We start from the raw sequence: 14,921 nt of genomic DNA on the forward strand, positions 1-14,921 counted from the left end.
ACGAACGCCGCTCATTTCCCGAACGAACGACAACTGTCAGCGAATTGCCACACCACCGTCCCGGCCGCCGCCACCACGAATGCCCACCCGCCGATCGGCTCGGCGAACACCGCCACCAGAAAACAAAAAGCCGAAAACCCGCCCAGCCCGCGGAGCACTCCCCGCATCGTCGCCGCGGCGGCCCGGGTGCCGCCCTGGGCCAGTGCGAACACGGCCACCACGCTGGTCCCGGTCGGGAAGGGGGCGAGGACTCCCGTCAGGTCGGGGCCGAGCCGTCCGGCCGCGGCCGTCAGGACCACGACCAGTACCGCGGTCGCGAGGGCGCGGGCGGGCAGGTCCCACCACGGCAACGTCACCGGCCCGGCCTCCCCCGGCTCCGGCAGCAACCGGATGCCCGCCCAGGCCGCCGCCCACGCCAGCCCGAGCGCCACCCACACGGGCACCGGCGCGAACGACAGCGCCAGGTCCAGGGCCAGGCACACGAGCCAGCCGAGGAAAACCGTCCCGACCCAGCCGCGCGCCCGCGACACCCGCGCGAACACCACGCCGAACGCGGCCAGCGACACCAGCCCCAGCAACGACGCCGACGCGGCCCGCCCGACGAACACCGGCCCGTGCTCCAGGTAGGTGATCAGCAGAATCGGCCCGGCAACGACCGGCATGGCGACCAGCAGCCCGGTCACCCCGGGCCCCCACCGCCGCCCGGCGACCGACGAACCCACCACCAGCAACGGCGCCAGGACGAGCTTCAGCAGCAGTATCACCGGCCGGCTCCCACGGGGACCACCGAACTCCGCCCCAGCGGGCCGCCCACCACCATCACCGAGCCATCCCCACGGCAATCCGCACACAACCGGCCACCACCGGGCCGCCCCACCACCATGACCGAACCGCCCCCGCGCCGATCCGCGCGCCACCAAGCCGCCCAGCACTTTCACCGATCCGCCCGCACGGCGATCCGCACAAAGCCACCACCAGCAGGCCGCCCGGTCCCGTCAACGGGCCACCCCGCCGCGACCCGTGCGAACCACCCACCGGCAACCCGCCCAGAGCCGTCAACGGTCGGCCTCCGCCGCGATCCGCACGAAACTGCGCACGAGCGGACCGCCCGCCTTCGGCCACGCCACCACCAGCTCGCTCTCCGGCCGGTCGGACACCGGCACCACCCGCAGCCCCGGCGGGAGCGGCTGGTCCACCGGGGCGAGGGCCGCGATGCCGTTCCACAGCACCGCCTGCAGGCACTCCTGGATCGTCCGCAGAACCGGCGCGTCCGCACCCGGCGGGCCGGCCGTCCAGTACGCCGTCCAGCGGGGGTCGGTGCCGTCCGGGAGGCGGACCCAGCGGCGGCCGGCCAGGTCGCCCGTCGAGACCGTCGTCCGGTCCGCCAGGGGGTCGCCGTCGCGCAGCACCACGCCCACCGGAACCCGGCGCAGCACGTGGACCCCGATCCCCGCCGTGTCGAACGGTGTGCGGGTCAGTGCCACGTCGACCAGGCCGGCGCGCAGCCCGGCCGTCGGGTCGGCGAGGTCCGTCTCGTGCACGCGCACGTCCACCTGCGGGTGCCGTTCGCGGAACCGAGCCACCAGCCGGGCGCCGACCTGCTCGGCGGCGTCCGCCAACGTCCCGACCCTCAGGGTCGCCGCCGCGGTCACGCGGTCTCTAATACGGCCCGCCTGCGCCAGCAGCGCCACCGCTTCGTCGTACAGCACCTCGCCCGCGCCGGTGAGCGTGACGCCCTTGGGCGTGCGGTCGAACAGCGCCGCGCCCAGCTCGTCCTCCAGCCTCCGGATCGCGCGGCTCAGCGGCGGCTGCGCCATGTGCAGCCGCTCCGCCGCGCGCCCGACGTGCCGCTCCTCGGCCACCGCGACGAAGTACCGGAGCGCCCGCAAGTCCATACCCCCACGGTATCGAGTTGCCCGAACCGGTCTTGGACGTCCCGGGCCCCGCGCGCCGAGGATCGGAACCATGCGCATCGGCACCTTCACCTACGACACGACCCGCGACCTGACCGGCGTGGAGACCGCTCCCACCTTGCCGGAGATCTTCGAGCGGGCGATCCGCGGCGAGTTCGACGTCGCCGAACTCGGCCTGACGTTCTACCTGCGGCTGCTCGACGAAGGCACGCCGTTCGTGGCGCTGCCGATCTTCCCCAACCGCGTCTTCCGGCACTCGTGCGTCTTCGTCAACACCCACTCGGGGATCACCGGACCGGGTGACCTCACCGGCCGGACCATCGGCGAGTTCGGCACCTACGGCCAGGACTCGGGCGTGTGGGCCAAAGGCATCCTGATGGACGAGCACGGGTTCCGGCCCGAGGCGAACCGGTGGGTGGTCGGCGGTCTCGAGCACCCCGCCGAGCCGTTCGGCTTCATCCCGCACCCGCATCCCGACGACGTCGACGTCACCGTGGCCGGCGACGGGAAGACGCTCGGCACCATGCTCGACACCGGCGAACTCGACGTGCTGTTCTCGGCCAACGTCCCGCAGTGCGTGCTCGAGGGCTCCCCGAACGTCGCCCGGCTCTTCCCCGACTTCCCGGACCGGGAGCGCGATTACCACCGCCGCACCGGGATCTTCCCGATCATGCACACCGTCGTCGTCCGGCGGGACCTGCTCGCCGGCGACCCCGGCCTGGCCCGGCGCGTCTACACGATGTTCGAAGCCGCGAAGGACGCCGCCACCGCGCGCTACCGCCGGGGACAGCGGCTCTACCAGGTGCAGACCATGCTGCCGTGGGCGAACGCGCTGGTCGACGACACCGTCGCCGAGTTCGGCGAGGACTGGTGGCCCTACGGGATCGCGGCCAACCGCACCGCGCTCGACACCTACCTGCGGTACCACCACGAGCAGGGCTTGTCCGCGCGGCGGTGGCGGATCGAGGAGATCTTCGCGCCGGACCTACTCGGCACGTGAGGCGGCTTCCAGCTCGACGGCCTTCCGCATCGTCTCGCGCGCCCGGCGGCGGTCGCCCGCGATGTCGTAGGCGTACGCGAGCTTGTACCAGGCGCGCCAGTTGTCCTGGTCGGCCTCGACCTCCGCGCGGCGCTCCTCGAACCACGCGTCGGCCGCCTCGCGATCGACCCGGCCCGAGGGGCGGCGCGGGAGGTCCGAGACGTCCGGGAGCGCGCCCTCGGCGTCCAGGCGGCGGGACAGGCGCTGGATCTGAAGGCCGTTGCGCCAGGTCACCACGACCACCCACAGGCCGAGCACCGGCAGCAGCAGGACACCGGCGCCGAGCGCGATGCCGGCGCCCGTGCCGGTCTTGAACAGCGCGATGGCCCTGTCCGCCAGCAGGAACAGGTAGACGACCAGCGCCGCCGTCAGCAGCAGCGCCACATTGCGGGCCCTCACAGGTCGAGGACGTTTTCCAGGCCGACCGTCAGGCCGGGACGGTTCAGCACCTCGCGCACGCCGAGCAGCACGCCCGGCATGAACGACGTCCGGTCGAGGGAGTCGTGGCGGATGGTCAGGGTTTCCCCTTCACCGCCGAAGAGGATCTCCTCGTGCGCGACCAGGCCCGGGAGGCGGACCGAGTGCACCCGGACCTGCTCGACCGTCGCGCCGCGGGCGCCGTCCAGCTCGTCCGTCGTCGCGTCCGGGCCCGGCGTCACGCCCGCTTCCGCGCGCGCCGCGGCGATCATCCGGGCGGTGTGCGCGGCGGTGCCGGACGGCGCGTCGGCCTTGCGGTTGTGGTGCAGCTCGATGATCTCGGCCGAGGCGTAGAACTTCGCCGCCTGCGCCGCGAACCGCATCGCGAGCACCGCGCCCAGGGCGAAGTTCGGCGCGATCAGCACGCCCAGCGACGGCTTCGGCTCCAGCAGCGCGCGCAGCGACGCCAAGCGCGACTCGCTGAACCCGGTGGTGCCGACGACCGCGTGGATGTCGTGCTCGACCAGGTACTCCAGGTTGCCCATGACGGCGTCGGGGTGGGTGAAGTCGACGACCACCTGGGCGTCGCTCAGTGCCGCGAAGTCGTCGCCCGCGTCCAGCGCCGCCACCAGCTTCATGTCCGAGGCGCCTTCGACGGCCTTCACCACCGTCGCGCCCATGCGGCCGCGGGCGCCGAGCACACCGACGTTGATGGTCATGAAGCGATCACCTCGTGCAGGTCGTCCGGAAGGTCGTCGGCGTGAGCGTACGGCCCGACGACCGCCGCGGCCGAGACGCCACCGGGCCGCGCGAACAAAGTGCGAGCGAGCGCACACACGTCCTCGGTGGTGACCGCGTCGATGCGCGCGATCGTGTCGTCGACGCCCAGGTAACGGCCGTAGTTGAGCTCGTTCTTGCCGATCCGCGACATCCGCGACGACGTGTCCTCCAGGCCCAGCACCAGCCCGCCGCGCAGCTGGCCCTTGGCGCGGGCCACCTCGGCGTCGGTCAGGCCGTCGACGCCGACCTTGTCGAGCACCTCGCGGATGACGCCGGCGACGTCGCCGAGCTTCTCCGGCTGGCAGCCCGCGTACACGGCCAGGTGCCCGGTGTCGGCGTAGCTCGCGACCGACGAATACACCTGGTACGCCAGCCCGCGCTGCTCGCGGATCTCCTGGAACAGCCGCGACGACATGCCACCGCCGAGCGCCGCGTTGAGGACCGACAGCGCGAAGCGGCGGTCGTCGTGGCGGGACAGCGAGCGCAGGCCGAGCATGACGTGCGCCTGCTCGGTGTCGTCGGTGTGCAGGGCCAGCTTCGGCGGGGTCTTGATCCGGGCCCGGCCTTCGCGGGGCGCGATCGGCGTCGCGGTGCCGGTCAGGCGCTCGCCGAGCGCCTTGCGGACCAGCCTCAGCACCTGGCTGTGGTCGATGTTCCCGGCCACAGACAGGACCATCCGCGGCAGCGTGTAGCGGCGCTTGTAGAAGTTCCGCAGGGCGGCCGGCGACATCTCGACGATCGACTTCTCGGTGCCGAGCACCGGGCGGCCGAGCGGGTGGTCGCCGAGGATCGCCGTCACGAACGTCTCGTGCAGCAGGTCCTCGGGGTCGTCGTCGCGCATCGAAATCTCTTCGAGGACGACGCTGCGCTCCATGTCCATGTCGCGGTCGGTGCACAGGGCGTCGAAGACGACGTCGGTGACCAGGTCGACGGCCAGCGGGAGGTCGGCGTCGAGCACCTGCGCGTAGTAGCAGGTGTGCTCCTTCGCCGTGAAGGCGTTGAACTCGCCGCCGACCGCGTCGATCTCCTCGGCGATCTGCGTGGCGTCGCGGTGCTTGGTGCCCTTGAACAGCAGGTGCTCGAGGTAGTGCGCGGCACCGGCGACGGCGGCCGGCTCGTCGCGGGAGCCGATGGCGACCCACAGCCCGACCGTGGCCGAGCGCGACGCGGGGACGTGCTCGGTGATCACCCGCAGGCCGCCGGGCAGGACACTGCGCTTGACGACCGCACCGTCCGGAGTGGACTCCAGCGTGCGGGTGGTGCCGACGGGCTGCTCGTGCCCGGAAACCTGCCGTGCCATTTGTTCCTTACTCACCTTGCCGTGAAGGCCACCTCAGGGGTACCCCCGAGATGGCCTTCACGGATCGAACAAGCGGTGCTTACTTGGCTTCGGCCTTCTCGGCGTCGGCCTTGGGGGCGTCACCCTCGGCGGGCTTGGCGTCCTCGTCCTTGACCACGATCAGGCTGATCTTGCCGCGGTTGTCGATGTCGGCGATCTCGACGCGGAGCTTGTCGCCCACGTTGACCACGTCCTCGACCTTGGCGATCCGCTTGCCGTTGCCCAGCTTCGAGATGTGCACCAGGCCGTCCTTGCCCGGCAGCAGCGAGACGAACGCGCCGAACGCGGCTGTCTTCACCACGGTGCCGAGGAAGCGCTCGCCGACCTTGGGCAGCTGCGGGTTGGCGATGGCGTTGATCTTGTCGATCGCCGCCTCCGCCGACGGGCCGTCGGCCGCGCCCACGTAGATCGTGCCGTCGTCCTCGATGGAGATGTCGGCGCCGGTCTCCTCGGTGATCGAGTTGATCATCTTGCCCTTCGGGCCGATGACCTCGCCGATCTTGTCGACCGGGATCTTCACGGAGGTGACGCGCGGCGCGAACGGACTCATCTCGTCCGGGCCGTCGATCGCCTCGGCGATGACCTCGAGGATGGTGCTGCGGGCGTCCTTCGCCTGCTTCAGCGCGGCCGCGAGGACCTCCGACGGGATGCCGTCGAGCTTCGTGTCGAGCTGCAGCGCGGTGATGATGTCCTTGGTGCCGGCGACCTTGAAGTCCATGTCACCGAGGGCGTCCTCGGCGCCGAGGATGTCGGTCAGCGCCACATAACGCGTCTCACCGTCCACTTCATCGGACACCAGGCCCATCGCGATGCCCGCGACCGGCGCCTTCAGCGGCACGCCGGCGTTGTACAGCGCCATGGTGGACGCGCAGACCGAGCCCATCGACGTCGAGCCGTTGGAGCCCAGCGCCTCGGAGACCTGGCGGATCGCGTACGGGAACTCGTCCCGCTTCGGCAGCACCGGCACCAGGGCGCGCTCGGCGAGCATGCCGTGACCGATTTCGCGGCGCTTCGGCGAACCGACGCGACCGGTCTCACCGGTGGAGAAGGGCGGGAAGTTGTAGTGGTGCAGGTAGCGCTTCGTCGTCTCCGGGGAGAGCGAGTCGATCTGCTGCTCCATGCGCAGCATGTTCAGCGTGGTGACGCCCAGGATCTGGGTTTCGCCGCGCTCGAACAGCGCCGAGCCGTGCGCCCGCGGGATCACGGCGACCTCGGCCGAAAGCGACCGGATGTCGGTGAGGCCACGGCCGTCCATCCGGATCTTCTCCGTGAGGACGCGCTGGCGCATGATCTTCTTCGTCAGGGCCTTGAACGCCCCGCCGATCTCCTTGTCACGGCCTTCGAAGGCTTCGCCCTCGCCCAGGCCGATCTTCTCGATCACGGCGGCCTTGACCTCGTCGGTCGCGGCGTCGCGGTCCTGCTTGCCGGCGATCTGCAGCGCGCGGGCCAGGTCGTCGGTGGCGATCGCCGCGACGGCCTCGTAGACGTCCGGCTGGTAGGCCGGGTAGACCGGGAACTCGCCGGTCGGCTTGGCGGCCTCGGCGGCCAGGCGCTGCTGCGCCTCGCACAGGACCTTGATGAACGGCTTGGCGGCCTCGAGGCCCTCGGCGACCGAGGTCTCGTCCGGCGCCTTGCCGCCCGCGGCGATCAGGTCGAGCGTGTGCTCGGTGCCCTCGGCCTCGACCATCATGATGGCGACGTCGTCACCGACGATGCGGCCGGCCACGACCATGTTGAAGGTCGCCTTCTCCAGCTGCGACCAGGTCGGGAACGCGACCCACTGGTCCTCGATCAGCGCGACGCGCACGCCGCCGACCGGGCCGGAGAACGGCAGGCCGGCGATCTGGGTCGACGCCGAAGCGGCGTTGATGGCCAGCACGTCGTACGGGTCGTCCGGGTTGAGGCTCTGGACGGTGATGACGACCTGGATCTCGTTGCGGAGGCCGTCGGCGAACGACGGGCGCAGCGGGCGGTCGATCAGGCGGGCGGTGAGGATCGCGTCGGTCGACGGGCGGCCCTCACGGCGGAAGAACGCGCCCGGGATGCGGCCCGCGGCGTACATGCGCTCTTCGACGTCGACGGTGAGGGGGAAGAAGTCGAAGTGCTCCTTCGGGTGCTTCGACGCGGTCGTCGCCGAGAGCAGCATGGTCTCTTCGTCGAGGTACGCGACGACGGCGCCGGCGGCCTGGCGGGCCAGCCGGCCCGTCTCGAAGCGGACGGTGCGGGTGCCGAACCGGCCGTTGTCGATGACGGCTTCGGTCTCGTGCACGGTGACTCCGGTGGAGTCGGTCATAGATGTTTCTCCTCTTTGGTTCCTTCTACTGGCGCGAGTCTCCCACCCTGGGACCCGTTTCGCCTGAGGACGCTCGAGGAATGAGGCCGGTCTTCGATCGAAGCTCCCGGGACGCTTCCCGGGAACCACTACCGAGGACCGGCGGACGGACCCTCGTGCGCGCTCGCGCCATCTTGTGGCGAGGGGGAGCGACCTCGTGGTCACTCCCCCTCGGGTAAAGCTATCGGCGCAGGCCGAGGCGCTGGATCAGCGCACGGTAACGCTCGATGTCCACCTTCATCACGTAGTTCAGCAGCCGGCGGCGACGGCCGACCAGCAGCAGGAGCCCGCGACGCGAGTGGTGGTCGTGCTTGTGAGCCTTGAGGTGCTCGGTGAGGCCGACGATGCGCTTGGTGAGCAGCGCCACCTGGGCCTCGGGGGATCCGGTGTCCGAGTCGTGCACGCCGTACTCGGCCAGGATCGACTTCTTCTCTTCGGTGGACAGCGCCACTTGTGTTGCTCCTCGAAATATTCAGTGCCGTGCGGCCCCGGACGCCGGATGCACGCCGGGAAGACGGTCACGGCCGCCACGGACTGCAGCCGGACCCGATCGTCGAGGTTACCAGCCCGCTGAACACGCTGTTCAGGCGCGGTCCAGCTCGAAGGTGCGGGCCACCCGGTAGCGGGGAGCACCCCGTTCGCCTACGCTGGTCATCAGCGCCACTTCGGTGGCCGGCCACCACCGGCTCGTGAAATCCGCGAGACGCTCTGTCCAACGCGCGGCGAGCCCGGGTTCTTCCCGGGGGAACCGCGCGAGCGTCAGGTGGGCCCGGTAGGGCCTCGGTTCGGCACCGGCACCCGCGGCGTTCGCGAGCGGTGTCAGCTCCGTTCCGGCGACAGTCAACCACAGCACCCCGGGGAACGTCGCGGCCTTTTCCAGCCGGACGTCGACGCACCCGCGGCCGGCCAGCCGCTCGCCCAGCCAGGCCGCGCGCGTCCCGACGTCGTCCTGGCCGTAGTAGGCGAGGGTGACGTGCCAGCGCTCGGGCGGCTCCCAGCGCAAGCCGCTGTCCCGTGCGCCGAGCTCCGCGGCGATCGCCGCGACGACGTCCTCCGGCGGGAGCAGGGCGCTGAACAGGACCGGCATCAAGCGCCGTTGCCCGCCCGGCGGAGCAGGTCGGCGATGGCCGGGAAGTCGTCGTCGAGGCGCTTGGCGGCCTCGCCGAGGTCCTCGTCCTCGGCCAGGTCGCGCAGGTAGGCGAGGACTTTCGCGTCCTCGTTGACCACCGGGATGTTGTCGCGGCCGACGGTGGGCCGGGAGTCACGGACGTCCTCCATCGCGGCCAGCATCGCGTCACGGTTGCCCGCCGCGACCTCCGGCACCAGGATCTTGCGCTCGAGCATGATCATCCTGGCCAGCACGACCGGGTTGCCGATCTTCGCCCGCCGCCCGCTCATCACCTGGCTGAGCATGGGGGCGCTGATCCCGAGGACCTCCGCCAGGAACGCCTGCGAAACGTCGAACGCGACGACGAGCCGGCGCACGCGGTCGCCGAGCGGCTCCCCGTACCACTCGCGCTGCAACGCGATGTTCCGCTGGACGATCTTGTGGTCCTCCACCAGTCTCCTGCTCCCCTGTTTTCACGAGCACAGCGCGCACACCGTCGTGAGCACAGTCGCGCACACCGTCCGTGAGCATCTTGCCATCGCTGCCCGGTTCGTGGACGCGGAATCCCCTATTCGTCCCCGGTCAGGGCGTCCGGGGCAGTTCGAGTGCCTTTCTCGTCGCCACCACGTCGTCGTCGATCTGCGCGACGAGCCCGGCGGAGTCGCCGAACCGGACCTGGTCGCGCAGCCGCGTCACGAAGTCGATGGCCACGTGCTGGCCGTAGTAGTCCTCGTCGACGTCGAGGACGAACGCCTCCACGGTGCGCTCGCGGCCGGAGAACGTCGGGTTGGTGCCGACCGAGACCGCGGCGCGCAGCCGGCGCGCCGGGTCCGCCGAACGGGTGAACCACGCGCTGTAGACGCCGTCGGCCGGGACGGCGGCGAACCGCGGGGTCGACAGGTTCGCCGTCGGGTAGCCGAGCTCGTGGCCCCGGCCGTCGCCGCGCACGACGATGCCTTCGAGGCGGTGCGGGCGGCCGAGCGCTTCGGCGGCGGCGACCACGTCACCGGCGTCGATGCACGACCGGACGTAGGTGCTGGAGAAGGTGATCGCCGACTGGTCCTCTTCGGACAGTTCCTTGCCCTGCAGCTCGGCGCCGTACGCGGCGAAACCGAACCGGCGGCCGAGGGCGCGCAGCAGCTCGACGTCGCCGGCCGCCTTGGCACCGAAGGTGAAGTTGTCCCCGACGATCACCGCGGCCGCGTGCAGCCGGTCGACCAGCACCTCGTGCACGAACTCCTCCGGCCCCAGCCGGGACAGCTCGAGGGTGAACGGCAGCACGCAGAACACGTCAACGCCGAGTTTCTCGACGATCTCGGCCTTGCGCCGCAGCGTCGTCAGCTGCGCCGGGTGGCTGCCCGGGCGCAGCACCTCCGACGGGTGTGGGTCGAACGTCAGCATGACGCTGGGCAGGCCGCGCTCGGCGGCCGCCGCGACCGTCCGGTTGATCAGCTCCTGGTGCCCGCGGTGGACACCGTCGAACACGCCGATGGTGACCACGCACCGGCCCCAGCTGCCGGGAAGGTCCCCCAGCCCACGCCACCGAAGCACGTCACACTCCTGTCTCTCGAACCCACCCTAGGCGGGCAGCAACACGACAACCGCGCGGGACACGCCCTGTTCGTCGGCGGCCAGCGCGAGCACCCGGCCGTCGGGACCGAAGAGCCCGTAGGTGCCCTCGATGCCGGCGGCCGGGATGCGCTGGCCGTGGCGGACCGCCTTCGCCGTGGCGGCGTCGAGATCCCGGCGCGGGAAAGCGGCGGCGACGGCGGCGTCGAGGTCGAGGCTCAGTTCGGGCTGTTCTTCGAGCTGGTCGAGCGTCCTCGCCCTGGCCAGGGTGAAGGGGCCGACGGTGGTGCGCCGGAGGGCCTTCAGGTGGCCGCCGACGCCGAGGTCGGCGCCGAGGTCGCGGGCCAGCGCGCGGACGTAGGTGCCGGAGGAGCACTCGACGACCGCGTCGACCTCGACGTGGTCCTCCTCGTGGCGGACGGCGAGGACGTCGAAGCGGTAGACGGTGACCGGGCGGGCCGGGATGACGACGTCCTCGCCGGCCCGGACCCGGGCGTAGGCGCGCTTGCCGTCGATCTTGACCGCGCTGACCGCGCTGGGGACCTGCTGGATGTCGCCGGTGAGCTTCTCGACGCCGCTCGCGATGTCCTCGTCCGTCGTCTGCGCGGTGTCCGCGGTGGTGAGGACTTCGCCCTCGGCGTCGTCGGTGGTCGTGCTGCTGCCGAGGCTGAGCGTGGCCAGGTAGGTCTTGCGGTCCAGGGCCAGGTGGCCGAGCAGCTTGGTCGCGCGTTCGATGCCGAGCACCAGCACCCCGGTGGCCATCGGGTCGAGCGTGCCGGCGTGCCCGACCTTGCGGGTGCCCATGATGCGGCGGGCGCGCGCGACGACGTCGTGCGACGTCATGCCGGCGGGCTTGTCGACGATGAGCAGGCCGGGAGGCGGGGCGGGACGGCGGGGCGGTTTCGGGCTCGACACGCGGCAACCCTAGCTGCCGCTTGTCGAGGTCCGGATGACGGCCGCTTCCCCGCCCGGCCCGGGCTTTCCCGCGTTCCGGCGGCCACCATGGCGGGGTGACGGAGATCGAAGTCCGGGCCGCCCGGCCCGCCGAGCTGGAAGAGGTCGCCGCGCTCAGGTAGCGCTGGGTGGCCGAGCGGGACGGGCTGCCCGAAGGGGGCCGCGAGGCGTTCGTGCGGGCGTTCGCCGCCTGGGCGCGGGAGAACGCGGCCACCCACCGGTGCCTCGTCCTGGTGCGCGACGACCGCGTGCTCGGGATGGCGTTCCTGGCGATCACCCCGCGCGTGCCGACGCCGGCGGCGCCGTCGCGGGCCGCCGGGGACCTGCAGAGCGTGTACGTCGTGCCGGAAGCGCGGGACGGCGGCCTCGGCGGCCGGCTGATCGACGGCGCCCTGCGGCTCGCCGCGGACCTGGGGCTGGAGCGGGTCACCGTGCACTCGTCGCCGCGGGCCGTGCCTGCCTACCGGCGGCGCGGGTTCGCCGTGGCACCGGAACTGCTGCAGGCGGTCACGCTGCGACGATCGGTGTCTCCGGGAGAGCGGCGTCCCAGCGGCGGCGGGTGATCCGCACCGGCAGCTCCTCGCGCGGGCCTCGGCCAGGAACAGGTGGGTGCGGGTGCGGCGCCACCACACGAGCATCCGGACCGTGCCGAAGGCCAGCACCGCGACCAGCGCCAGCAGGGAGACCCGGAAGTCCCCGCCGGTGGTCTGGAGCAGCACGCCGACGGCGAGGGCGGCGAACGTCGTCGCCACGAAGCCGCCGACGTTGACCACGCCCGTCGCCGTCCCGACCCGGCTGAGCGGGTTGTAGTCGCGGGCGAGCGCGAAGCCGATCATCGAGGCCGGGCCGCCGAGGGCGAGGAAGGCGAACGCGGGCACCAGCACCGGCAGCGGCACCTGGCCCGGCCAGCCCAGCAGCACCGCCCAGACCAGCACGGCCCCGCCGATGTAGCCGCCGACCAGCGGCATCCGCAGCGACGGCCGCCGCCCGATCAGGCCGCCCAGCAGCGGGCCGCCCGCCATCGAGCCGAAGACGAACACGGTGAGCATCGCGCTCGCCGTCGCCTTCGCCTGGCCCTGCCCCTGGACCAGCCAGGGGACGCCCCAGAGCAGCGTGAGGACGTTCGGGGCGAACATCGTGCTGAAGTGGACCCAGAAGCCCAGGCGCGTCCCCGGCGTCCGCCAGGCCTCGGCGACCTGGTGGGCGAGCTCGCGGGGCCGGACCGCCTCGCGGACCGGCTCCGGGGTGCCCGCCGGGACGTCACGGACGCGGAGGGCGACGACGAGGGTGTAGAGCACCGTGATCACGCCGACCGCGAGGAAGGTGGGGGTCCAGCCGGCGCCGTCGAGGACCAGGGAGAGCGGGACGGTGGCGGCGAGGTTGCCGATGTAGCCGACGGCCGCGGTAAACGAGGTCAGGAGAGCGTACTGGCGGCCCGGGAAGTGGGCCGCGACCAGGCGGAGGACGCTGACGAAGGTGAGCGCGTCGCCGAGGCCGAGTACCCCGCGGGCGAGCAGGCCGAGGCCGTAGGAGTGGGCGACGCCCAGCAGGAGCTGACCGGCGCCGAGCACCAGCACGGCGACGGTGAGGACGCGGCGGGGACCGTAGCGGTCGACCAGGACGCCGGTCGGGATCTGCATGGCGGCGTACACGCCGACCTGCAGGACGGTGAAGGTGCCGAGCGCGGCCGCGCCGACGCCGAAGCGCTCGGCGGCCTGCAGCCCGGCGACGCCGAAGGACGTCCGGTGGAAGACGGCGAGCAGGTAGACGGTGACGGCGGCGAGCCAGATCAGCCAGGACCGGGCGGTGGCACGGCCGGTGGCGGGCACGGGTTCCTCCAGGGTTGAGCGAGTTCGGGGCGCAGGACGCCCACGCTGCCGTCCCTACTACTTGTATCGCCTAAGCAACCACGAACCATAGCCGCGAACCGGGTGGTCTTCCCCACAGGTAACCCCCATCACCCGAGCTCAGAGGCCCTCCACCCGTGATCGGAGGCGGATCTGGCGTGATCAAACCCGGATCTCGCGTGATTGAAGCCGGAACTCGCGTGATTGGGGCCGTAATTGCGAGATCCGGGCCTGATCACGCGAGTTACGGCTCCAATCACGCGGGTTACGGGCCTGATCACGCGGGTTACGGGTCAGGTGGGGCGGGTGGCGCCGGTGATCGCCCAGTTTCCGGAGCGCCAGCGGGCCAGGACCGCGGCGAGGCGGAGGAGCATGAAGAGGGAGAGGCCGGTCCAGATGCCCGTGAGGCCCCAGCCGAAGGCGAGGGAGGCCCAGATCAGCGGGAGGAAGCCGAGGGCCGCGCTGCCGAGGGTCGCGTTGCGGAGGAAGGCCGCGTCGCCCGCGCCGAGCAGCACGCCGTCCAGGGCGAAGACCACGCCCGCGATCGGCTGGAGGGCCACGAAGAACCACCAAGCGTGCGGGATCTCCGCCAGCACGCCCGGGTCGGACGTGAACGCGTGCGGCAGCACCCACGACAGCGCCGCGAACAGCACGCCCAGGAAGCAGCCCATCAGCAGCCCGTACCCGGTGATCTGCGACGCCACCCCGCGCGCCTGCCGGGCCGAGTTCGCCCCGAGCGCCGCCCCGACCAGCGACTGGGCGGCGATCGCCACCGAGTCCAGCACCAGCGCGAGGAACGTCCAGAGCTGCAGCACGACCTGGTGCGCCCCGACCGCCTCGGTCGACGTCCGGGCCGCGACGGCCGCCGCCGAGACGAAGCACGCCTGGAACGCCAGGCTGCGCAGCACCAGGTCGCGGCCCGGGCCGAGCTGGGCGCGCATCACCTTGAAGTCCGGCCGCAACCCGGCCTTCTCGCGCACCAGCGCCAGGACGAACAGCGACGCCGAGATCACCTGCGCGACGACGTTCGCGATCGCCGAGCCCTCCAGCCCGAGCCCCGCCCAGTACACGAGCACCGGGCACAGCACGGCCGAGATCCCGTTGCCCGCCAGCACGTACCGCAACGGCTTCGCGGCGTCCTGCACCCCGCGCATCCAGCCGTTGCCGGCCATGGTGACCAGGATCAGCGGCGCCCCGAACAACGCGATCCGCAGCCACGACACGGCCGCCGACGCGATCTCGTCACTCCCCGAAAGCACCCGCGCGATCGGCCAGGCCAGCAGCTGCCCCGCGGCCAGCACGACGAGCCCGACGAACACCGCCAGCCACGTCGCCTGCACGCCCTCGCGGACCGCGTCGGCCCGGCGGCCGGCGCCGTGCAGCCGCGCGGTGCGGGACGTCGTGCCGTACGACAGGAACGTCAGCTGGCTCGACACCTGGGCCAGCACGACGCCGCCGAGCGCGAGCCCGGCCAGCGACAGCGCGTCGAGGTGACCGACCACGGCGGTGTCCACCAGCACGTACAGCGGCTCGGCGGCCAGTACCCCCAGTGCGGGCACGGCCAGCCCCAGCACGCGCTTCGCCGGAACCCGCTCGATCTCCTCCACGTTCGCCACGAAACGG

Annotated in this window: 13 protein-coding genes and 2 pseudogenes; 2 read left to right on the forward strand and 13 right to left on the reverse strand. The window is 72.0% G+C overall.

Annotation, left to right across the window (positions count from 1 at the left end):
- Positions 1-11: 11 nt before the first annotated feature.
- Both HUT10_RS13810 and HUT10_RS13815 read right to left on the reverse strand, forming a co-directional pair.
- Positions 12-764, reverse strand: a complete 753-nt coding sequence (locus HUT10_RS13810) for a hypothetical protein (RefSeq protein WP_176171574.1) — start codon at positions 762-764, stop codon at positions 12-14.
- A gap of 291 nt (positions 765-1,055) precedes the next feature.
- Positions 1,056-1,895 carry a LysR family transcriptional regulator gene (locus tag HUT10_RS13815; RefSeq protein WP_176171575.1) on the reverse strand — a complete coding sequence of 280 codons (840 nt, stop codon included), beginning with the start codon at positions 1,893-1,895 and terminating at the stop codon, positions 1,056-1,058.
- Between the two features lie 70 nt (positions 1,896-1,965).
- On the opposite strand from HUT10_RS13815, the gene HUT10_RS13820 reads away from it, so the two are divergent.
- Positions 1,966-2,913 (forward strand): 4,5-dihydroxyphthalate decarboxylase, encoded by a 948-nt coding sequence (locus HUT10_RS13820; RefSeq protein WP_176171576.1) that lies wholly within the window; start codon positions 1,966-1,968, stop codon positions 2,911-2,913.
- On the opposite strand, the gene HUT10_RS13825 is transcribed toward HUT10_RS13820, so the two are convergent.
- The 9 genes from HUT10_RS13825 to truB form a co-directional block, all read right to left on the reverse strand.
- Positions 2,899-3,351 (reverse strand): tetratricopeptide repeat protein, encoded by a 453-nt coding sequence (locus tag HUT10_RS13825; protein ID WP_176171577.1) that lies wholly within the window; start codon positions 3,349-3,351, stop codon positions 2,899-2,901. The two genes, HUT10_RS13820 and HUT10_RS13825, sit on opposite strands and share 15 nt — an antisense overlap.
- On the reverse strand, positions 3,348-4,088 hold the full coding sequence (dapB, locus tag HUT10_RS13830; RefSeq protein WP_176171578.1) for a 4-hydroxy-tetrahydrodipicolinate reductase: 741 nt from the start codon (positions 4,086-4,088) through the stop codon (positions 3,348-3,350). The genes HUT10_RS13825 and dapB overlap by 4 nt, the downstream gene beginning before the upstream one ends.
- Positions 4,085-5,449 carry a pitrilysin family protein gene (locus HUT10_RS13835; protein WP_176171579.1) on the reverse strand — a complete coding sequence of 455 codons (1,365 nt, stop codon included), beginning with the start codon at positions 5,447-5,449 and terminating at the stop codon, positions 4,085-4,087. Before HUT10_RS13835 ends, dapB begins: the two co-directional genes overlap by 4 nt.
- Positions 5,450-5,528: 79 nt before the next feature.
- On the reverse strand, positions 5,529-7,781 hold the full coding sequence (locus tag HUT10_RS13840) for a polyribonucleotide nucleotidyltransferase (protein WP_176171580.1): 2,253 nt from the start codon (positions 7,779-7,781) through the stop codon (positions 5,529-5,531).
- A 220-nt stretch (positions 7,782-8,001) separates the two neighbouring features.
- Positions 8,002-8,271 carry a 30S ribosomal protein S15 gene (rpsO, locus tag HUT10_RS13845; protein ID WP_003084034.1) on the reverse strand — a complete coding sequence of 90 codons (270 nt, stop codon included), beginning with the start codon at positions 8,269-8,271 and terminating at the stop codon, positions 8,002-8,004.
- A 132-nt stretch (positions 8,272-8,403) separates the two neighbouring features.
- Positions 8,404-8,907 (reverse strand): 2'-5' RNA ligase family protein, encoded by a 504-nt coding sequence (locus HUT10_RS13850; RefSeq protein WP_176171581.1) that lies wholly within the window; start codon positions 8,905-8,907, stop codon positions 8,404-8,406.
- Positions 8,907-9,380 (reverse strand): helix-turn-helix transcriptional regulator, encoded by a 474-nt coding sequence (locus HUT10_RS13855; protein WP_176171582.1) that lies wholly within the window; start codon positions 9,378-9,380, stop codon positions 8,907-8,909. The genes HUT10_RS13850 and HUT10_RS13855 overlap by 1 nt, the downstream gene beginning before the upstream one ends.
- A 130-nt stretch (positions 9,381-9,510) precedes the next feature.
- Complete coding sequence (locus tag HUT10_RS13860; RefSeq protein WP_176171583.1) at positions 9,511-10,479, reverse strand: bifunctional riboflavin kinase/FAD synthetase; 969 nt, start codon at positions 10,477-10,479, stop codon at positions 9,511-9,513.
- Positions 10,480-10,506: 27 nt separating this feature from the next.
- Positions 10,507-11,340, reverse strand: a complete 834-nt coding sequence (gene truB, locus HUT10_RS13865; RefSeq protein WP_254897461.1) for a tRNA pseudouridine(55) synthase TruB — start codon at positions 11,338-11,340, stop codon at positions 10,507-10,509.
- A gap of 167 nt (positions 11,341-11,507) precedes the next feature.
- Between truB and HUT10_RS13870 the strand changes: the two are divergent.
- Positions 11,508-12,014, forward strand: a pseudogene (locus HUT10_RS13870) (GNAT family N-acetyltransferase).
- Here the strand turns inward: HUT10_RS13870 and HUT10_RS13875 are convergent.
- A pseudogene (locus HUT10_RS13875) lies at positions 11,959-13,280 on the reverse strand (nitrate/nitrite transporter). The pseudogenes HUT10_RS13870 and HUT10_RS13875 overlap by 56 nt on opposite strands.
- Positions 13,281-13,591: 311 nt before the next feature.
- Positions 13,592-14,914 (reverse strand): MATE family efflux transporter, encoded by a 1,323-nt coding sequence (locus HUT10_RS13880; RefSeq protein WP_176171585.1) that lies wholly within the window; start codon positions 14,912-14,914, stop codon positions 13,592-13,594.
- Positions 14,915-14,921 lie beyond the last annotated feature (7 nt).

Origin of the sequence: Amycolatopsis sp. Hca4, assembly GCF_013364075.1 — a bacterium.
Lineage (GTDB): Bacteria > Actinomycetota > Actinomycetes > Mycobacteriales > Pseudonocardiaceae > Amycolatopsis.

Bases quoted from the DNA above. Each gene is read 5' to 3' on its own strand.
- HUT10_RS13815 (WP_176171575.1), bottom strand. From the start codon at position 1,895: ATGGACTTGCGGGCGCTCCGGTACTTCGTCGCGGTGGCCGAGGAGCGG.
- HUT10_RS13820 (WP_176171576.1), top strand. From the start codon at position 1,966: ATGCGCATCGGCACCTTCACCTACGACACGACCCGCGACCTGACCGGC.
- dapB (WP_176171578.1), bottom strand. From the start codon at position 4,088: ATGACCATCAACGTCGGTGTGCTCGGCGCCCGCGGCCGCATGGGCGCG.
- HUT10_RS13835 (WP_176171579.1), bottom strand. From the start codon at position 5,449: ATGGCACGGCAGGTTTCCGGGCACGAGCAGCCCGTCGGCACCACCCGC.
- HUT10_RS13840 (WP_176171580.1), bottom strand. From the start codon at position 7,781: ATGACCGACTCCACCGGAGTCACCGTGCACGAGACCGAAGCCGTCATC.
- HUT10_RS13850 (WP_176171581.1), bottom strand. From the start codon at position 8,907: ATGCCGGTCCTGTTCAGCGCCCTGCTCCCGCCGGAGGACGTCGTCGCG.
- truB (WP_254897461.1), bottom strand. From the start codon at position 11,340: ATGACGTCGCACGACGTCGTCGCGCGCGCCCGCCGCATCATGGGCACC.